Annotated in this window: 19 protein-coding genes and 1 riboswitch; of the genes, 1 reads left to right on the forward strand and 18 read right to left on the reverse strand. The window is 35.2% G+C overall.

Translation table 11 applies throughout. The features are described from left to right. Positions 1–322: 322 nt before the first annotated feature. The 16 genes from CBP76_RS12395 to mraZ form a co-directional block, all read right to left on the reverse strand. Positions 323–538, reverse strand: a complete 216-nt coding sequence (locus CBP76_RS12395; RefSeq protein ID WP_102197174.1) for a cold-shock protein — start codon at positions 536–538, stop codon at positions 323–325. A gap of 12 nt (positions 539–550) precedes the next feature. Continuing rightward, a complete protein-coding gene (ileS, locus tag CBP76_RS12400) occupies positions 551–3325 on the reverse strand; it encodes an isoleucine--tRNA ligase (RefSeq protein ID WP_102197175.1) in 2775 nt (924 codons plus the stop codon). A gap of 177 nt (positions 3326–3502) precedes the next feature. Then, positions 3503–4240: a DivIVA domain-containing protein gene (locus CBP76_RS12405; RefSeq protein ID WP_102197176.1), complete on the reverse strand. Its 738-nt coding sequence runs from the start codon at positions 4238–4240 to the stop codon at positions 3503–3505. 15 nt (positions 4241–4255) lie between these two features. Continuing rightward, positions 4256–5050, reverse strand: coding sequence for a YlmH family RNA-binding protein (locus CBP76_RS12410; RefSeq protein ID WP_102197177.1), 795 nt, complete (start codon positions 5048–5050; stop codon positions 4256–4258). A 2-nt stretch (positions 5051–5052) separates the two neighbouring features. Continuing rightward, the gene (locus CBP76_RS12415) at positions 5053–5319 is read right to left on the reverse strand and encodes a YggT family protein (RefSeq protein WP_102197178.1); all 267 of its coding nucleotides are present in this window, start codon (positions 5317–5319) and stop codon (positions 5053–5055) included. Positions 5320–5333: 14 nt separating this feature from the next. After that, the gene (locus tag CBP76_RS12420) at positions 5334–5744 is read right to left on the reverse strand and encodes a cell division protein SepF (RefSeq protein WP_102197179.1); all 411 of its coding nucleotides are present in this window, start codon (positions 5742–5744) and stop codon (positions 5334–5336) included. A gap of 14 nt (positions 5745–5758) precedes the next feature. Further along, the gene (ftsZ, locus tag CBP76_RS12425; protein ID WP_102197180.1) at positions 5759–6997 is read right to left on the reverse strand and encodes a cell division protein FtsZ; all 1239 of its coding nucleotides are present in this window, start codon (positions 6995–6997) and stop codon (positions 5759–5761) included. A gap of 39 nt (positions 6998–7036) precedes the next feature. After that, positions 7037–8389 (reverse strand): cell division protein FtsA, encoded by a 1353-nt coding sequence (gene ftsA / locus CBP76_RS12430; RefSeq protein WP_102197181.1) that lies wholly within the window; start codon positions 8387–8389, stop codon positions 7037–7039. Positions 8390–8467: 78 nt separating this feature from the next. Continuing rightward, positions 8468–9169 (reverse strand): cell division protein FtsQ/DivIB, encoded by a 702-nt coding sequence (locus CBP76_RS12435; RefSeq protein WP_166667277.1) that lies wholly within the window; start codon positions 9167–9169, stop codon positions 8468–8470. 16 nt (positions 9170–9185) lie between these two features. Further along, positions 9186–10286: an undecaprenyldiphospho-muramoylpentapeptide beta-N-acetylglucosaminyltransferase gene (gene murG / locus CBP76_RS12440; RefSeq protein ID WP_102197281.1), complete on the reverse strand. Its 1101-nt coding sequence runs from the start codon at positions 10284–10286 to the stop codon at positions 9186–9188. Positions 10287–10295: 9 nt separating this feature from the next. Beyond that, positions 10296–11669, reverse strand: a complete 1374-nt coding sequence (gene murD / locus CBP76_RS12445; RefSeq protein ID WP_102197183.1) for a UDP-N-acetylmuramoyl-L-alanine--D-glutamate ligase — start codon at positions 11667–11669, stop codon at positions 10296–10298. Between the two features lie 16 nt (positions 11670–11685). Continuing rightward, positions 11686–12651: a phospho-N-acetylmuramoyl-pentapeptide-transferase gene (mraY, locus tag CBP76_RS12450; protein WP_102197184.1), complete on the reverse strand. Its 966-nt coding sequence runs from the start codon at positions 12649–12651 to the stop codon at positions 11686–11688. 14 nt (positions 12652–12665) lie between these two features. Further along, a complete protein-coding gene (locus CBP76_RS12455) occupies positions 12666–14834 on the reverse strand; it encodes a penicillin-binding transpeptidase domain-containing protein (protein WP_102197185.1) in 2169 nt (722 codons plus the stop codon). Beyond that, positions 14831–15193 (reverse strand): cell division protein FtsL, encoded by a 363-nt coding sequence (gene ftsL / locus CBP76_RS12460; RefSeq protein ID WP_102197186.1) that lies wholly within the window; start codon positions 15191–15193, stop codon positions 14831–14833. The genes CBP76_RS12455 and ftsL overlap by 4 nt, the downstream gene beginning before the upstream one ends. Before the next feature lie 12 nt (positions 15194–15205). Then, positions 15206–16156, reverse strand: coding sequence for a 16S rRNA (cytosine(1402)-N(4))-methyltransferase RsmH (rsmH, locus tag CBP76_RS12465; protein WP_102197187.1), 951 nt, complete (start codon positions 16154–16156; stop codon positions 15206–15208). Next, positions 16146–16577 carry a division/cell wall cluster transcriptional repressor MraZ gene (gene mraZ / locus CBP76_RS12470; protein WP_102197188.1) on the reverse strand — a complete coding sequence of 144 codons (432 nt, stop codon included), beginning with the start codon at positions 16575–16577 and terminating at the stop codon, positions 16146–16148. Before mraZ ends, rsmH begins: the two co-directional genes overlap by 11 nt. A gap of 215 nt (positions 16578–16792) precedes the next feature. Between mraZ and CBP76_RS12475 the strand changes: the two genes are divergently transcribed. Then, on the forward strand, positions 16793–16918 hold the full coding sequence (locus CBP76_RS12475) for a DUF4044 domain-containing protein (RefSeq protein ID WP_425430310.1): 126 nt from the start codon (positions 16793–16795) through the stop codon (positions 16916–16918). Positions 16919–17033: 115 nt separating this feature from the next. Here CBP76_RS12475 and thiT read toward each other — a convergent pair whose 3' ends face one another. Both thiT and minD read right to left on the reverse strand, forming a co-directional pair. After that, complete coding sequence (thiT, locus tag CBP76_RS12480; protein ID WP_245865797.1) at positions 17034–17615, reverse strand: energy-coupled thiamine transporter ThiT; 582 nt, start codon at positions 17613–17615, stop codon at positions 17034–17036. 45 nt (positions 17616–17660) lie between these two features. Beyond that, a riboswitch (TPP riboswitch) is annotated at positions 17661–17761 on the reverse strand. Positions 17762–17793: 32 nt separating this feature from the next. Next, on the reverse strand, positions 17794–18591 hold the full coding sequence (gene minD, locus CBP76_RS12485) for a septum site-determining protein MinD (protein ID WP_102197191.1): 798 nt from the start codon (positions 18589–18591) through the stop codon (positions 17794–17796). Position 18592 lies beyond the last annotated feature (1 nt).

The raw sequence follows: 18592 nt of genomic DNA on the forward strand, positions 1-18592 counted from the left end.
CCTTAGGGACATTGACCTTCACGATTTCAGGTTGATTTTCCATAAAAAAATACCTCACCAATATGTTTGATGAGATAATCATAATTCGAATTCCGCCTAAATCATAGACGGTCGGTTATTAGGTGCTTACATTTTACCAGAAATATAATCAACTACAAAAAGGTGCCTAGGGCATAAACAAAAAAATAGTCTGTATTGATACCAAACTATGTTCTTTCTCGAACATAATTGATAATCAATGCAGACTATTATTTCAATCAGCTAAAACCATTCTAATTACAGAACATACAACAGTTAACTAGCCTCAAACAAAAATATATTACTAATTTTCTTTTTCTTCATCTTTAATACTTACATTAACGGCTTGTGGACCCTTATAGCCAGGAGCAATTTCAAAAGTAACTTGTAATCCATCTTTAATGAAGTACTCATCACGATTGAGAATTGAATCTGCAAAGAAGAATATATCATCTTCATCATTGTTAATAAATCCAAATCCACGAACCTTATTAAATCTTACAATTTTTCCAGTGAACATTATTCGCCCATCCTATTCATCAAAACCATCTGTCATTGTTTCTGGGTATTCCTCAGTCACAATTTTAGCACATCTTGCACAGAATGTTGGATAATGTGTGTCGCTGCCAACATCAGTCTTAGTCATACGACACCTTTGACAAACATCGCCCTCAGCCTTTTGAACTAATACATTAGCTAATTCATATTTATCACCATCAATTGATTCATCAGTCAATTCAAACTGTGAAACAATCAATAATTGACCAAAATTACTATCAATTTTATCTAGTACAGCCTTTAATTCTGCACTGGGTTGAACTGTTAATTTTGCTTCAAGCGATTTACCGATTAATTTGTCAGCACGAGCAACCTCAAGTGACTTCAAAACGTCATCTCTAAAGTCCATGAAAATCGACCAATCATTTTTGATTTCATTTTCATCAGCTAAATCTTCAACCTTAGGCATTTCTGCTAATTGAACATATTCTTCAGGCTCTTTGAGATATTCCCAAACTTGTTCCATGGTATGTGGCAAAATTGGTGTCAATAACTTAGCTAATTTAACAACTACATCATAGATAACTGTTTGCATTGAGCGACGAGCATGGGAATCTTCAGCATCAATATAGACAACATCTTTGGCAAAGTCCAGATAGAATGTTGACATTTCATTGACAATAAAGCTAACAACCGACTTAGCTACATCAGCAAAATCATATTTATCATAATCAGCTAACACTGATTTTACAAGATCGTTCAATTTAACAGTTACATACTTATCCTCTGGACGAAGATCTGCATAAGCAACTGCATTTGTCTTAGGATCAAAATCGGTAGTGTTTGCCAACATAAATCTGATAGTATTTCTGATCTTACGATATGTTTCTGAGACCTGTTTGAATGAGTCAACAGATACTGAAACATCAGAACTGGAATCAACTGAAGCGACCCATAGACGAATAATTTCAGCACCAAATTGTCTCTCAATATCAGCAGGTGCAATAACATTACCAAGCGATTTACTCATTTTAACGCCATTCTTATCTAGAGTGAAACCTTGTGAAAGAATTGCCTTATAAGGAGCAACACCATATGCTGCAACTGAAGTTACTAACATTGAATTAAACCAACCACGATACTGATCTGAACCTTCGAGAATCAAATCGGCTGGAAATACTAAATTATCGCGTGTTCTAGCAACTCCAGAATGAACTGTTCCTGAGTCAAACCAAACATCTAAGATATCAGTTTCCTTAGTAAATTTACCATTTGGACTACCAGGATAAGTGAATCCTTCAGGTAGAAGATCCTTGGCATCCCTTTCGGCCCAAACATTTGATCCATACTTACCAAACAAATCGGCTACATGATCAATTGTTTCTTTAGTCATAATTGGATCGCCATTTTCAGCATAAAAAATTGGTAATGGAACGCCCCAAGCACGCTGTCTTGAAATTACCCAATCTCCACGATCACGAATCATATTATAAAGACGAGTTTTACCCCAATCTGGTAGAAAATCGATCTTTTCAATTTCATCTAAAATTTGTTGTCTAAACTTATCAATTGAAGCAAACCATTGAGGTGTAGCACGGAAAATAACTGGTTTCTTAGTACGCCAATCGTGTGGATAACTGTGAGTGAAGAAACTTAGTTTTAATAATGAACCGTTCTCCTTCATACGATCAGCAATCAATTTATTGGCATCATCATAGAAAACACCTTCGTATTCAGGCACTTCGTCAGTAAATCTACCTTGAGCATCAATTGGTGAGAATACAGGCAATTTATACTTCATACCAACAACAAAGTCATCGGCACCAAAACCAGGAGCTGTATGCACCAAACCAGTACCATCATCCAAAGTAACGTGATTACCAAGAATAAGTGGTGATTTACGATCATAGAACGGATGTGTTGCTTCAACACCTTCTAGCTCCTTACCTTGGAACGTCTTCAAAATTTCAACATTTTCCCAGCCTAATTGTTCTTGAACATATGAGATTCTTTCCTGAGCAACAACATACTTCTTACCATCAGCATTAACTTCAGCATAGATAAATTTAGGATTTACACAGATGGCCATGTTTGAAGGCATTGTCCAAGGAGTAGTTGTCCAAATAATAAATGAAGCATCAGAATCAACTAATCCTTTACCATCACGAACCTTAAAGGCAACGAAAATTGATGGTGATTTAACATCCTTATATTCAACTTCAGCTTCAGCCAATGTTGACTCTGAAGATGGTGACCAATAAACGGGTTTTTTACCACGATAGATATAACCCTTATCAACCATTTCACCAAAAACTTCAACCTCAGCCTTTTCAAATTCAGGTTGATATGTAATATATGGATGATCCCAATCAGCAGAGATTCCTAGACGCTTGAATCCAGCCATTTGTTTCTTGATTTCACCTTGAGCAAACTCAAGACACAACTTACGATAGTCTGACAAACTCATTTCCTTACGTTTGACACCTTTTTTAGCAAGTTGTTGTTCGATCGGCAAACCGTGAGTATCCCAGCCTGGTACATATGGTGCACGATAACCATCCATTGATTTATAACGTACAATAATATCCTTTGAAATTTTATTCAAAGCATGTCCCATATGAATGTCACCATTAGCAAATGGAGGTCCATCCAAAAGTTCAAAAGTTGGTTTACCCTCATTCAATTTTTGACGTTGTTCATAAAGTTTATTATCTTCCCAAGCCTTTTGCCACTCCGCTTCCTTGTTTGGCAAGTTTCCACGCATTGGAAATTTAGTTTTACCTAAATTTAAAGTATCTTTTACTCGCATTCTTTCACCCTTTCTGAAATTAAAAAGAACCCATCCAATCTAGGACGAGTTCTCGTTATACCACCTATTGGTAATTCAAATAAATTGTTTAAGAGTTGATATACTTGGAGGAATCTTTACTAGCCTCACACCATACGCTAGTTCGCTGAAAAGATTTTACTTTGAGCACTTGTTCTCTTAATTATTTTTAGGATTCTTGTCATCATCTTGAAAATTAAACGTAGGTTCATTTTGTTGATGATTAATCGTATACGATTCGTCTGACTGATCATCCTGAATATTGTTATTATAGTTCATTTGATCCGAATTGAAAACTGTATCTTGATTATTTTCATAATCTTGTGAATTGGATTGATACTTTGCTGATGGAATATCGTCAGTTTGATCGCCAACTTCTTGTTTAAGCTTATCAGTAGATGTACTGTCATTAAGTTTGGACCACTCAGGACTATCCACCATTTCCAATTGTTGTTTTAACATTCCTTGTAAACCTTTACGGAAAGAATTTACACTCCGCTTCAGATTATCTGTTTCAATCGTAACTTGTCTAGCTCGATCCGATGCATCTTGCAAAATTTGATTAGACTTTTCAGTTGATTGATTCAATAAATCTCGTGCCTTTTTCTGCGACTCCTCAACAATGATTTGAGCTTCTTGCTCAGATTCATTCTTAACCTTTTCAGCAGCCTCTTGAGCAACCAAGATTGATTGATTCAAGGCATCTTTCATATCAGTAAAGTATTTCAACTGCTCTGATGTATCCTTGAGTTCTTTTTCTAATTGTGCACTTTTTTGCAATGCTAAATTATAATCCTGGGCTACCTGTTTTAAAAAGCTGTCAACTTGGTCGCGGTCATAGCCTCGAAATTTATTGTCAAATTCTTTATCATGTATTTCTACTGGTGATAATACCATAACGTCACGCCCCTATTATTTCTTAATGATATTAACTGAAAGAAGATACTTCTGATTTCTTGATCGGCCCATTATATCATTAATTCTAATTCGACCAAAACCTCTGACACTAAGCGTATCAGTAATTGTAATAAATGAACTAGCATTTTTATTTACAACCCAGTTAATTTGAACTTTACCGTGATCCACAAGTGCCTTTGCATTTTGTCGAGATAGATCATAGACATCAGCAATAATCGTATCCAATCGTAATGATTGAACACTGATTGTTTCATCAGTTGATTCATCTTTAGGTAAAAGTAAATCCTTAAAATCCTTTTTCATCAAATGAATTTTATAAGGTCCAATTTTTTTAACTTGGCCTTCAACATATTCACTCATTGAATCAAATACGAAGAATTGCCAGCTCTCACCATCAGTTATAATATCTCCAAAACGATCACGTTCAATACCTGATCCTGTTAAAGAACCCAAGATCTGCCCATGATGTAAATTAGCAAATTTTTCTGGATATCGAATTTCATACATTGCTATATCATAATCAGATTCTTTTGGCACAAAATAGTCAGGAGCAATAATTCCCCTGACCCTTTCTGCATTATTGTAACCACCAAAATAGTGAACATACAGATCATCATATTTATTGATCAAGTTATTTAGAATTGTTTGTTCACGCAGATTCAAAAAATCAGTCGCCTGTGGAGTATACATCGATTGTGCTTTTAGTAAAATATCGCTTATTTTATCAATGAATACTTTTTCCTCTGGACGGAAAAAACCTCCACCGATAATCGTCTTTTTATCATCCATAATTAGATTATTAAAAATACCACTCTTTCCAATAATTGAAGTATTATTATGGCAATTATTGGAGAAAAATCAAGCATCCCAATCGTAGTAGGAATTACCCTTCGAATGAGATTTAAGAACGGATCAACCATTGCGACAACAAATCTTCCAATCGGATTATTATACAGACTTGGCACGAAGGACATGAGACAAAAAACAAACAAAATGAACTCATATACATTAAAAGCCGTACTGATCACAAATGGTAATCCACTTAAAATTTGATTCATATCTTTCCTCGACTTTATTCGTTTATATCTGGTATGCTTCCATCAATTTCAAACTTTGGTGGTGTGCAAAGAAAGATCTTTTCTCCAACACGTTTGATTTCACCATTCAAAGCATAGATAGTACCCGTCAAAAAGTCCACGATTCTCTTAGATTGATCATCATTGACATTATTAAAATTAACGATTACAGCTTTGTTATTCAAGAGTTGCTTAGCAATAACTTTTGCATCTGAATAAACCCTTGGTTGATAAATAGCAATCTTACTATTTGCTTTAGTTCTATCACTAGCTGTACTCATTGATACTACCTTTTCATTATTTGAATAATTTGTTTTAGGTTGTTCAGTTTTAGTTGTGACATCTTTTTCTTCAAAATCGTCATCGTCATTAATACCAAAAAAACTTCCTAATTTTTCAAATGCCATAAGAAAATCTCCTTTTATTTATTATTACGACGTTTAAAAATTGGAGGAGTAGAATCATCATCGTCATCACTTAAATCAATTGTTTCGGGTTTCTTATAAATATCAAACTCACCTTTTTCACCAGAAACATTCTTTGACTTAGATGCCTCACGATTGATATCCCAGTCTGCCAATGGATCACTAGCCGATGGTTCTGCAGCTTTTTGCTGTGTATTATCATCAGTCTTATTTTTATTATTATCTAGTGTAGCACGTGGATTATTCAATGGACGTCTTGAAGGTTCTCTCTTCTTATCTTCACTTTCAACGCCTGTCGCAATAACTGTAACCTTAACTTGATCACCAAGCGTGTCATCGATAGATGTACCGAAGATGATATTAACATCTGAGGTAGCCTGTTCTGAAACAATCTGCGCTGCATCTTGTGCTTCAAACAATGATAAGTCTGGGCCACCAGTAATATTAAGAAGAACTTGTTTAGCACCATCAATTGAAACTTCGAGCAATGGTGAATTAATAGCTTTCTTTGTGGCTTCAGTAATTCTATTTTCACCATTAGCTTGGCCAATACCCATTAGAGCGGAACCTTGATCTGACATAACAGTCTTAACATCAGCAAAATCCAAGTTAACAAAACCAGGCGATGTAATAAGATCTGAAATACTTTGAACACCTTGACGCAAAACATCATCAGCAATACTAAAGGCTTCACTCATTGGTGTCTTCTTATCAACAATTTCCAATAACTTACTATTAGAAATTAAAACTAAGGTATCAACATCTTTCTTTAATTCGGTAATTCCATCCGCAGCAAAACGAGAACGCTTTGCACCTTCAAAAGCAAACGGACGGGTTACAACACCGACAGTTAAAGCTCCACTTTCCTTAGCGATATTAGCAACAATAGGTGCAGCACCTGTACCAGTACCGCCACCCATTCCTGCAGTTACGAAAATCATATCTGCGCCTTCAAGGGCCTCTTTAATGGCTTCTTCACTTTCTTGAGCAGCTTTTTGTCCAACCTCAGGATTTGAACCAGCACCTAAACCACGTGTCAATTTAGGTCCTAATTGAATTTTCGTTTCGGCATTTGAATTTTCTAGTGCTTGAACATCAGTATTAGCAGTAATAAACTGCACACCACTGATTCCAGCTTCTACCATGCGATTAACGGCATTTCCACCAGCGCCACCAACGCCAATGACTTTGATTACCGCTCCTTTATTTTGGGTTGAGTCTAAAGTATATTCCATTAAGGAGTTCCTCCTATTAAATCTAATTTTATTTATTTTTTAATCGAAAAACCTACTCCAAAAATCTTTGAATTTTGACATTTTTTTACCCTTTTCAGGTTCAGTAGTCTCTTCTTCATTTGTTTGATCTTCTTGAGTTGGTGTGGTTGGTTCCACTTGTTGAACTTGTGGTTCAGGTGTTACTTGAGGTTGTGGTTTAACGTTATTCCCGCTATTTTGATCCACAGTTGCCCCATTAACGACATTATCAGCAATCACTCCAATGTCATTCAATCTTGAAGCATAAGTAACTAATCCCAATCCTAATGAATATGATGGATAACGCATACCCATTTGAGTTGGAACATAGCTTCTGACCTTAACATCAAAAATCTTTCTAGCTAAATCTTCAACATTTGGAGTTGCAGCTACCCCACCAGTTAAAACAATTCCTCCTGGTAGTGATAGAGCTCCTGCATCTTCAAGTGGTGCTTGTAATCTAGTAAATATTTGATTAAGTCTAGCTTCAATAATCTCAGATAAATATTCTTCTGAAATCATTGTTGGCTCATTCTCACCAACAACTTCAACGCTAATATTCTCATCAGTTTCAGCTTTTTCAGAAGAAGCGTTCCCATAATATAATTTTAATTGATTAGCATTCTCTACCGTCGTATTTAGTACGACTGAGATATCATGAGTAACATAATCGCCACCCTCAAAATCTACTGTAGATAATTTAAGATTATGATCATGCACAACAGATGCCGTCGTTTGACCTGCACCCATATCAATAATTATGGCACCGAAATCACTTTCACCGTCATCTAAAACAACTTGACTCAATGCCATTGGAGAAATTACTTTATGTATAATATTAAGTCCAGCCTTTTGAATGGCTTTCTTTGTGTTATGCACTATTGTCTTAGGTGCAGTATAAATGATTCCTGACATTTCCAAACGTACACCTATCATTCCACGTGGATCACGAATATTAGTGAATCCATCGACAGAAAATTGTTTAGGTAGTAAAGATACTACCTCCCGTTCACTAGGTAAGTTTTGAACCATAGCGGCCAGCATGACCTGTCTTACATCATTTTCATTAATTTCTTTCGATTGTGATCCAACCGCAATCATACCTTGACATTTTTCAATTTGTAACATATTTGCCGAAATTCCGACCACAACGTCACGAATTGAAATATTTGCTTGTGTTTCGGCCTTCTTGATTGCCCGTTTAATAGCGCCTGCAGCCTTATCTATATCGACTATAACGCCACGGCTTACTCCTTCTGAGCGCTCGCTTCCAACGCCAACAATACTTAATCTATCATCCGACGATTCAGCAACCACTACTTTGATTGAATTTGTACCAATATCAAGACCTACAAAAAACTCAGAATTATCCATTAATCGTGGCAGCCTCCCTTACCTAGAAAAATAATCTATTCATTAAAAAATTTTAACACAAAACTGATTATATTAAACCTATTTCTTGTCTTTAAAGGGATAAGAATAGGCTCCAATCTCTAAATCTATAGTACCCTTTTTCTTCATTTGAGCAGCCATACCTGGATAATATTTCAACTTAGACTTGACTGTTCTCATATCAGCAATCACTTTGTTACCATCATTCATATCAATTTTAATCCGATATGGGTTTAATTTAGTTGGCGAATTGTAAATTTCTGAAACATTTGTCTTAACATTACTTGGCAGTTCCGCATAAATATTAGACATTTTTTTCAATCTCTTAGCTCCAAAATTACTATAAATTGGATAATTACCAATTGGAGAACTCATTTTTTTATCAATTACTTGTCCGCCATTAATAATCCGATAATACTCACCATTTTTATAGATAAATCCCAGGGTCGGATGTTCCTTTACATCGATCGTTAAATCTCGAAGATTGCGTGTCCGAAAAGAAATCGACTTAATAGATGGCAAAGCTCGTTCAGTTTTTTTTGAAATGGATTTATGATGTATCAAAATATTTAATAAAGTCGAGTTATCATCAATTTTAGTAGCATCAATAACTTGTTGTGCACCTAAGTCATTAACGCCTTTAACATCGATATTTCTGACTTTACTTAAAGATGAACCAAAATAAGCAATTAATACTATGACAAAAACTATTATAAAAATCAGACTATTTTTACTTATCCTAATTCTTTTCTTTTTCAACACTATCAATCCTCATACACTACTTATTTACTAAGTCGGTTAAAACCTTTATCAAACGATCAGCTGCATCGGGAACACCAATCTTTTTAGATTTCTCTGACATATCCTTTTGTAATTGTGAATCACTCATAATCTCATTGATTTCGTTAAATAACAGTTCAGGAGTTAACTCAGACTCAGGAATGGTCTTCGCTGCACCGACCTTTGATACAGACATAGCATTTTTAGTTTGATGATCATGAGTAACATAAGGACTGGGAACAAAGATCGCTGGAATTCCTAAAGCTGTGATTTCAGCAATACTTGTCGCACCGCTCCGCCCCACAATCAATTTAATGTCAGGCAAAATTTCTGGCATATTATCAATATATGGTAATACCGAAATATTTGCACTATTTAGGTACTTAGAATCAATTAATTTAACAACATTGTCATAATGTACCCGTCCTGTAACAAACAAAATTTGATAATCTTCATCAACAAATTTTTTCATTGTCTCGATAGTAGCTTGATTAATTGGCTTAGCACCTCTTGAACCACCAAATATCATTACAGTATCTTTATCAGCTGACAAATTAAATTCTTTTAAACGATCATTTTTTTGAATATTAACAACTTCTTGAGCACGTGGATTACCAGTAAAAACGATTTTCTTCTTCTCACTAAATTGATCAGTTGCTTCCGTAAAAGCAATCGCAATTTTATCAACAAAATGGGCCAAAAACTTATTAGTTACACCTGCAATTGTATTTTGTTCATGAATAACCGTAGGAATATGTAATGCATGGGCAGCATAGACGATTGCACTAGAAACATAACCACCTGTCCCCACCACTATATCAGGCTTGAATTCCTTAATGATCTTTTTAGATTTGCCAATACTTGAAACAAATAATTGCACTGTTTTTAAATTTTTCATCGACAAACTACGTTTAAACCCTTGAATTTCAATTGTCTTAAAATTCAATCCGGCTTTCTTAACAATTTTGTTTTCCAAGCCTTTTTCCGTGCCGACGTATAAAACATCCTCAATCATATCCCGTTCTTTCAAACGTTTAATCAAGGCCATTGCTGGGTATATATGTCCACCAGTACCACCACCAGAGACAATTATGCGCATTTTCGTCATCTATTTTACTTCTCCCTTTAAAGTTTCAACCTCTTGAATGAATTGGTCTCCACGTTCTTCAAAGGTATGGAATTGATCCCAACTAGCCGCTGCTGGCGACAATAAAATTACATCGCCATTATCACTTTGTTTATAAGCTTCTGGAACCGCTTGTGTCAAATTTTCGACTTTAACAATATTACTTACATTGGCTTTTTCGGCAGACTTAATAACTTTATCTGCTGTCTGTCCATAAACTACTAAATTTTTAACTTTACCTTTTAAAGAAGGAATTAATTCATCAAAACCATTACCACGATCCAAACCACCTGCAATCAAAGTAATTGGTGATTCAAAAGCAGTCAAAGCAACTATTGTTGCTTCAACGTTAGTTGCCTTAGAATCATTATAAAATTTATGCCCACCAAAAGTATCTACATATTGAATTCTATGTTTTACACCTCTAAATGACGACAATACCTCTATAATATCTTCATTTTTAACACCATATAGCTTGGCAACATTGATGGCAGCCAAAGCATTTTGCACGTTGTGCTCTCCAGGTATTTGAATGTCTTTAATATTCATAATAGCTTCATTATTGCAATAGATAATATCGTCTTTAACAAATGCACCATGGTTTAACTCTTGGATATCTGAGAATGGTAGGATTTGTGCTTTAGATTGTTTAGCAAGATTACGCCACTCTTCTGTATTCCAATTAACGACAAAGTAATCATCAGCATTTTGATTCTTAGTAATATGCATTTTAGCCTTAATGTAATTTTCACGAGTTTTATGAAAATCCAAATGAGTTGAATAAATATTGTTCAGTACAGCAACATGTGGATGAAGATCGATCGTTCCTTGTAATTGAAAACTAGACAATTCAGTAACAATCACATCGTCCTTTGTAGCCTTTTGAATGACATCTGAAATAGGAATACCAATGTTACCAGCATAATAAGAGTTTCTAAACTCTGATGAATGCTTTAGCATCAATTGAATCAGGGTTGTCACAGTTGTTTTACCATTAGTCCCAGTAACAGCAATCATAGTCGCATCAGACATACTATAAGCAATCTCTGGTTCAGTAATTACTGGAATATTTAAATTTTGAGCCTGTTGAACTAACTCATTAGAATAATTTATTCCTGGATTTTTTACTAGATAATCAAATGATTCATCAATTAAACTGGCATCATTACTTCCAGTAATAACTTTAAAACCAGCATCAATTAATTCCTGTGCTTCCGTATTTTTTTCCAACGGATTAGAATCAACGACTGTAACGTCTGAACCCATTTTCTTCAATAAATTTGCTACTGCAAATCCACTTTTGGCTAAACCTAATACTAAGAATTTTTTATTTGAATAATTACTTTCTGTTTTCATTGCTATTTCTTACTTCCTATACGAATAAAATTAAATAAATTGCTGAACATATCGCACCAACGATCCAAAAAACAATGTCAATTTTCCACTCAGTCCAACCTAGCATTTCAAAATGATGATGAATTGGTGTCATTTTGAATATACGACGATGGAATACCTTAAATGAGAAGACCTGCAACATAACACTAGCGGTCTCTATTACATAAACTAATCCTATTAATAGTAATGACCAATAACGTCCTAACAAAATTGAAATAGCAGCTAACCCTGCACCTAATGCCAATGAACCAACATCACCCATAAAAATTTTAGCAGGTTTGTGATTAAACATTAAGAAAGCTAACAAAGCACCAACAACTGAGAAGCAAACAATTGCTAAATCAATTCGGTTTTGATTTAAAGAAATTATTCCATACGTGGCATAAGAAATAGCACCTAAACCACCTAATAACCCATCCAAACCATCAGTTAAATTCGTGGCATTGGAAAATCCTACAAGCCAAAAAATTGTAAATAAAATGAAAATAACAGCTGAATTAATCGATAGGATCCCAGGAATAGTGAAATTCATTGGTAATTGATCATCGTTATAAACATATAGAAAAATAATCCCAACTATAACCTGCAACGAAGCTTTTTGCCATGCGCGCAATCCCAAATTTCTTTTCTTAAATACTTTGATAAAATCATCAATAAAACCAATACATCCATACAACACGATAACAAAAGTCGTAATCAATAAAGACCGATTTAACTGACCTTGCCAAAGTCCTACCCAAATATCAGTAACTAATGTTGCAAATATTATCAGTAAGCCACCCATTGTCGGTGTCCCAGATTTTTTTTCATGCCACTTTGGACCTTCTTCACGAATCGATTGTCCTTCTTTATGTGCTACTAAATATCCAATTAAAAACGGCATCAATATAGCGACAATAGCAAATGAACTTACCATGTCGAAAATAATATGACTAAATTCCATGAAAATCCCCTCAATTATTTATTTTTCAATGTAACTATAATTTTACCACTCCCGTTTATCACCTGACCAGCCTTGACCGATTGTTTAACGACATATCCTTCACCTTTTGTGGTAACTTTTTTACCAGTAATTTCAGCAAATTTTAAAACATCGTTTTTTGACCAACCCGAGAGATCTGGCATTGTCATGGCACCATTAGTTAAGAAAACAATTCTTTGTCCAGGCATAACTTTTTCACCACTGGCTGGCAATTGTTGAACTACCTTATTACCAGTTCCAATCACACCTGATTGTAACTTCATATCCTTAATCTCGCTAAGAGCATCATTAGTAGATTTATCAAGTAAACTAGGAATATTGACATACTGACTGCCTGCCTCAACTGAATCAGTCGGAGACTTACCCTGATTAACTAATCTTTTGACCAACGGATTGAAAACTTCAGAAAGAATTTTTTCTGGAGCCTCAGTCATTTTTTGAGGTTGTCTCATTGTAATATACACTATATAATTCGGATCATTATAAGGAACCATACCTGCAACGGAAAAGATATAATTATTTGAACCTGTTAAATATCCACCTTCTGGAGAGGCAATTTGAGCTGTACCGGTTTTAACTCCGACCTTAACGCCAGGGACGTTATAAACCAAACCTGTACCATAGCTCTTAGTGACAACTTGGCGCATAGCCTTTTGAACCTGTTTAGCTGTACTTGCTTTTATAGGTTGACTAACAACTTGCCTTTTAAAAGACTTGGTTGTTTTGCCGGTATTAGGATCGACCACTTTTTTAATGATTTGGGGTTTGATCATCTTACCGCCATTAGCAATAGCCGAAAATGCCTGTAACATTTGAATGGTATTAACATTTACACTCTGTCCAAATGAGGTCATAGCTTGATCACTAGCATGCTCATAAGAAATTCCACCAGCCACTTCACCTGGCAATTCAATACCGGTTTTTTCACCAATATTAAACTTTTTCATATATTTCATCCAGGTCTTGGAACCCATCTGCTCTTCCAATTTGACCATTCCGACATTAGATGATCTCGTAAATGCTTCTGATAAAGGAATGTATCCCCAACCAGCTGTGTTCCAATCGCCAATTGTTCTGCCGCCAACCTCAACAGTACCAGACTTATAAAGCTCATCCGGATTATAGTTACCTGAATCAATTGAAGCGGACAAAGTCAGAATCTTCATAACTGAACCAGGTTCGAACTGATCCTCTACCAATGTATCTCGCCAACTATCACTCAAGCCTTTACCCGTTGTCGGATTAAAAGTTGGACGTTGAGTAGCAGCCTCAATTTCTCCAGTCTTGGCATTCATAACAAGAACTTGTAAATTTTTAGGGGCATATTTCTCATCAACATTTTGAGCCAAAATTTCAGCATATTGTTGAATCTTACTATTTAAAGTTAAATAAATATTAGATCCATCAGCCGAACTTTTTTCAATCACTTGTGAACCAGGTAATTCATTACCACTGTTATCTATTTTTGTAACCTTTTTTCCATTTCGTCCGGCCAATACTTTATTGAAATATTTTTCAATTCCCATAACACCACTAATATTACTATTTTCATCATTAGCATCATCAGCTTTAGTTATTCCAACTAAATTAGTGGCAAATACACCATTAGGATAAGCACGTGATGGCAATTCCATAAAATGAATTCCAGGTAGATTCTGCTTAGCAATCTTACGTTTTATTTCGATCGACAATCCTCGACCTGCTTGTCCGAATTCTACCTGATACTGCCCCTTGCTCTTAGGGGTGAGATATTTACGAATTTCTTTTTGTGAAAGAGGTAAATATTTACTTAAAATCCGAGCAGTTTTTTCTTTATCAACAATATAATCAGCTTTTCCGGTTGTAGTCTTGGATTTTTTATTGACAATCGCGTAAATATTGTAGATAGTGGCATCTCCGGCTATCATATCACCGTCAACATCCAAGATGTCCCCACGTTTAGCATTTACTTTTGCAACGTGCTCATATTTCTGTTTTGTTTTTTGAACTAAGTTGACACCATCATATTGCTTACTTGTTGAAATATAGGCGAATCTTTGGATAAAAAGGATAAAAAAGAAGGCAGTCACAATCAAAATTGCTATACCAACAATATAATGATTGCGTCTTGCCTTATTTTTAAATAATTTTCTGAACTTACTCATTTTGAAATATTCCTTACATTGTTGTCACTCATTTTCAAATTATGCTTTTTTGCAAAAGAAGAAAAACGGTCAAAACTAGTTAACTCAGAAATCTCTTGTCTTAAATTTACATTACTTGTATTAGTTTTAGATATTTGTGTTGTGAGACTGTCTAACTTATTTTGAGAAGATGTCATGGATACTTTAATGCTTACTAAAGTAACCATCAATGCCAACGTCAAAAGTGCGAGACCAACAATTGAAAAAGTCTCAAACTTAGACAGAGCTACGCTGCTTGTTTTAGGAGCTACTTGAACTTTTTGTTCAGGTTGAGCTTCTTGATAGTCTTGTAGATTTCTTGCAGTATTTTCTTCTCTCATATCAATTCTCCATTATATCTTTTCAACAACACGTAATTTTGCACTATGCGCCCGATTATTCTCTGATAATTCTTCTTCATTTGGCAATATAGGTTTCCTAGTTATCTGTTTTAAAACTGGTTTTATATTATCTGGAATAACAGGTAATCCTCTTGGTAAATCAACATGTGAATTGTTTTTAAAAATATGCTTAACAATTCGGTCTTCTTTTGATTGAAAAGTTATAACGCTTATTCTGCCTTGGGGAGCTAACAAATCAATAGCCTGTTCAAGAGATCTCTCCAATGAACCCAACTCATCATTAACGGCAATTCTAATTGCTTGAAAAACTCTTTTAGCTGGATGACCACCAGTACGTCTGGCTGCGGCTGGAATAGCATTTTTAATAATATCTGCCAATTCCAATGTTGACGTAATTCGATGATCATTTCTGGTTCTTTCAATAGCACGCGCTATTTGTTTGGCAAATTTTTCATCACTATATTTATAAAAAATACTTACCAAATCATTATATGACCAATCATTTACTATTTTTTCCGCATCCAAATCCTGTCTTTGATCCATCCGCATATCTAAACGAGCTTGTTTCTTATAACTGAAACCCCTCTGTGCATCATCAAATTGTGGAGAAGAGACGCCAAGATCATAGACAATGCCATCAACCTTATCCACACCTAGATCATTTAAACGTTTTTGCATATTTTCAAAATTATCACGTATTAATGTTAGAGAATTATCGCCAATTACCTCAGCATTATTTTGAATACTCTCACCGACCTCAATAGCGGCTTCATCTCGATCGAATACATAAAGATGACTATTATGAACGCGACTCAACAACTCTTTAGTATGTCCCCCACGTCCAAAGGTAGCGTCTACATAAATTTTATTATCACGTGGATTTACCTCATCAATAGTTTCTTTTAAAAGTACGGTCTTATGTTTATATACATTAGAAGTCAAAGTCTGTCATTTTCTCCGATATTTCTTCAAAATTATCTTCAGCCTCTTGGCTAAATTCATTCCAGCGTTGTTCATCCCATATTTCTATCCGATCAGAGACACCAACGATTACACAATTTTTAGTTAATTTTGCAAAGCTAACAAGTGACGAGGAAAGATTAATTCTTCCCTGCTTGTCAAACTCTACTTCTGCAGCAGCAGAATAAAAGAATCTGGTAAATGCTCGTGCATCTTTTTTGGTTAAAGGCAGTTTATCTAATTGCGCCTCTAACTTATTCCATTGATCTAATGGATATCCAAAAAGGCAACCATCCATGCCTCGAGTAACTACAAAGCTTTCACCAAGCAACTTTCTAAATTTTGCAGGAACAATAATCCTGCCCTTAGTGTCAAGTGTGTGATGAAATTCACCCATAAACATGGACGGCTCACCTCGATTCTTTATTAACACTTTCTAATTTACCACAATTCCCCACTTTTAACCACTTGTTATTATACAATTGAACAATAAATGTGAAAGCAGTTACTAACTATATGCTTCTAGCGGTGGTGGAGCTTCCTAAATTAGTAAAAATCACATCAAAGTTTGCATAAATCACCCCTTTGACGTACCATTTCAATATATAGAATCGGGTGGTGGAATTTTTGGACGATAAAAAACCTAAAAGCACATTAACTAAAATTACACAAATCGTTGTTTGGCTTATGATATTAGTAACCATCGGCGGTGTAATTTTAGGTGCCGTTATGAGTTTCATTTAATCTATTAAAAAATGAAAAATTTGGAACAATTAATTGTTCCGCACAAAAAAGCTCCGAGTCAGTAACTTTAAAGGTTACTAACTCGGAGCTTTTTCATATGATTTTATTTCAAATTTTAATTCTTAGAAAGAATTAACCGTCTAAATACTCGATTCAAAACTACTACTAAAATTAATAACATAATCATATTAGCAACAAAACTTCCACCATTGATCACCAATGAATATACCCAGGGATTCATATTCTTAGGGGCATACAATCCCCAATAGATACCACCAGCTATAAAATGGAAGAAATACTTAGCAAAAAATCCTATTGATGAATAGAACAAAATCAAACCAATAGCATTTTTGCCATGTTCCAGACTCTCTTTAACTTGATTACTACCTAGGCCGATTAAACCAACTGCTCCAAATGCTAAAGGATACTCAACAAATCCTTGTAGGGGATTCAAGAATCCGCCTTTACTGAAACCAAATAATACTAAGTCCAAAATCCCCCATACTAAACCAGCCATAAGACCAGCCTTGACTCCTCTACGCAAAGCAAATATTGCCATTGGTATCAATCCATAACTGAATTCTACTGCTGAAACCCCTGTCGTATGCGGAACAAACGACAAAGCTAACGCCAAAGCGGTAATCAATGCCCCCTCGGTGATAACAATTAATTCACTATTTTTCCCTACATTAGTCACAAAAAAACTCCCTTCTGATTTAGTCATCACAAGAGAGTTCGAGCTTTTGCTTGAACAACACTATCCCTACGCATGTATTAACATAACAGGTTTAAAGGGTCTGAACTACGTTCACTCTCAGCCGAATGGCTCCCCCTGTGTTGACTTATTTAATTATAGAAGAATTGTACCATAGCAGTTATTTTCTTCCAAATACTCTGCCCCAAAATCCGGCTTTTTTTGTATGATCTGATAAATCTAGTGGAATATTCTCGCCGAGCATTCGTTTAGCAATATTGCGATAACTATGACCAGCATCGCTTGTTTCATCCAAAACAACTGTTCTACCAGTATTAGATGCCGTAATTACCTTATCTTCATCAACTACGATCCCTAACAACGGAATTCCCAAATGATTAACAATATTATCAATTTTCATCGAAGTTCCATCATTGACCATATTTCTACGAATACGATTAATAATTAAATGTGGAGTAATAGGCATATTCATGTTTTCAAGAATACCAACTACTCGATCTGCATCACTTATAGAAGCAACCTCGGGATTAATAACAACCAGAGCTCCATCAGCAATTGAAACTGCATTTTGAAAACCATATTCTATTCCGGCCGGACAGTCAATCATCACGAAATCAAATCGTTGCTTTAACTCTTCAATGATTCTACCCACTGATTCTTTATCTAAGACATACTTATCAGCAAATTGTGAAGCCGCTAATAAATAAAGTTTATCCTCAAAGCGTGGATCTCTGACCAAGGCTTGAGAAACTACTACTCGATGTTGAGCCACATCAACAATATCGTAAACTATTCTATTAGTAAGCCCCATTACCGCATCCAAATTACGTAAGCCAATATCCAAATCGACCATACAAACCTTTTTGCCAAGGCTCGCCAAGACAGTACTAACATTTGCAGTAGTAGTAGTTTTTCCGACTCCACCTTTTCCGGAAGTCACAACTATTGATATCCCCATA

It is taken from the genome of Companilactobacillus nuruki (genome assembly GCF_002872255.1).
Lineage (GTDB): Bacteria > Bacillota > Bacilli > Lactobacillales > Lactobacillaceae > Companilactobacillus > Companilactobacillus nuruki.

Excerpts from the sequence above, each read along its gene's own strand:
- ftsA (WP_102197181.1), bottom strand. The coding sequence starts at position 8,389 with ATGGATAATTCTGAGTTTTTTGTAGGTCTTGATATTGGTACAAATTCA.
- CBP76_RS12455 (WP_102197185.1), bottom strand. The coding sequence starts at position 14,834 with ATGAGTAAGTTCAGAAAATTATTTAAAAATAAGGCAAGACGCAATCAT.
- ileS (WP_102197175.1), bottom strand. The coding sequence starts at position 3,325 with ATGCGAGTAAAAGATACTTTAAATTTAGGTAAAACTAAATTTCCAATG.
- CBP76_RS12420 (WP_102197179.1), bottom strand. The coding sequence starts at position 5,744 with ATGGCATTTGAAAAATTAGGAAGTTTTTTTGGTATTAATGACGATGAC.
- ftsZ (WP_102197180.1), bottom strand. The coding sequence starts at position 6,997 with ATGGAATATACTTTAGACTCAACCCAAAATAAAGGAGCGGTAATCAAA.
- minD (WP_102197191.1), bottom strand. The coding sequence starts at position 18,591 with ATGGGGATATCAATAGTTGTGACTTCCGGAAAAGGTGGAGTCGGAAAA.
- ftsL (WP_102197186.1), bottom strand. The coding sequence starts at position 15,193 with ATGAGAGAAGAAAATACTGCAAGAAATCTACAAGACTATCAAGAAGCT.
- mraY (WP_102197184.1), bottom strand. The coding sequence starts at position 12,651 with ATGGAATTTAGTCATATTATTTTCGACATGGTAAGTTCATTTGCTATT.
- CBP76_RS12415 (WP_102197178.1), bottom strand. The coding sequence starts at position 5,319 with ATGAATCAAATTTTAAGTGGATTACCATTTGTGATCAGTACGGCTTTT.
- murD (WP_102197183.1), bottom strand. The coding sequence starts at position 11,669 with ATGAAAACAGAAAGTAATTATTCAAATAAAAAATTCTTAGTATTAGGT.
- CBP76_RS12405 (WP_102197176.1), bottom strand. The coding sequence starts at position 4,240 with ATGGTATTATCACCAGTAGAAATACATGATAAAGAATTTGACAATAAA.
- CBP76_RS12410 (WP_102197177.1), bottom strand. The coding sequence starts at position 5,050 with ATGGATGATAAAAAGACGATTATCGGTGGAGGTTTTTTCCGTCCAGAG.
- murG (WP_102197281.1), bottom strand. The coding sequence starts at position 10,286 with ATGCGCATAATTGTCTCTGGTGGTGGTACTGGTGGACATATATACCCA.
- CBP76_RS12395 (WP_102197174.1), bottom strand. The coding sequence starts at position 538 with ATGTTCACTGGAAAAATTGTAAGATTTAATAAGGTTCGTGGATTTGGA.
- mraZ (WP_102197188.1), bottom strand. The coding sequence starts at position 16,577 with ATGTTTATGGGTGAATTTCATCACACACTTGACACTAAGGGCAGGATT.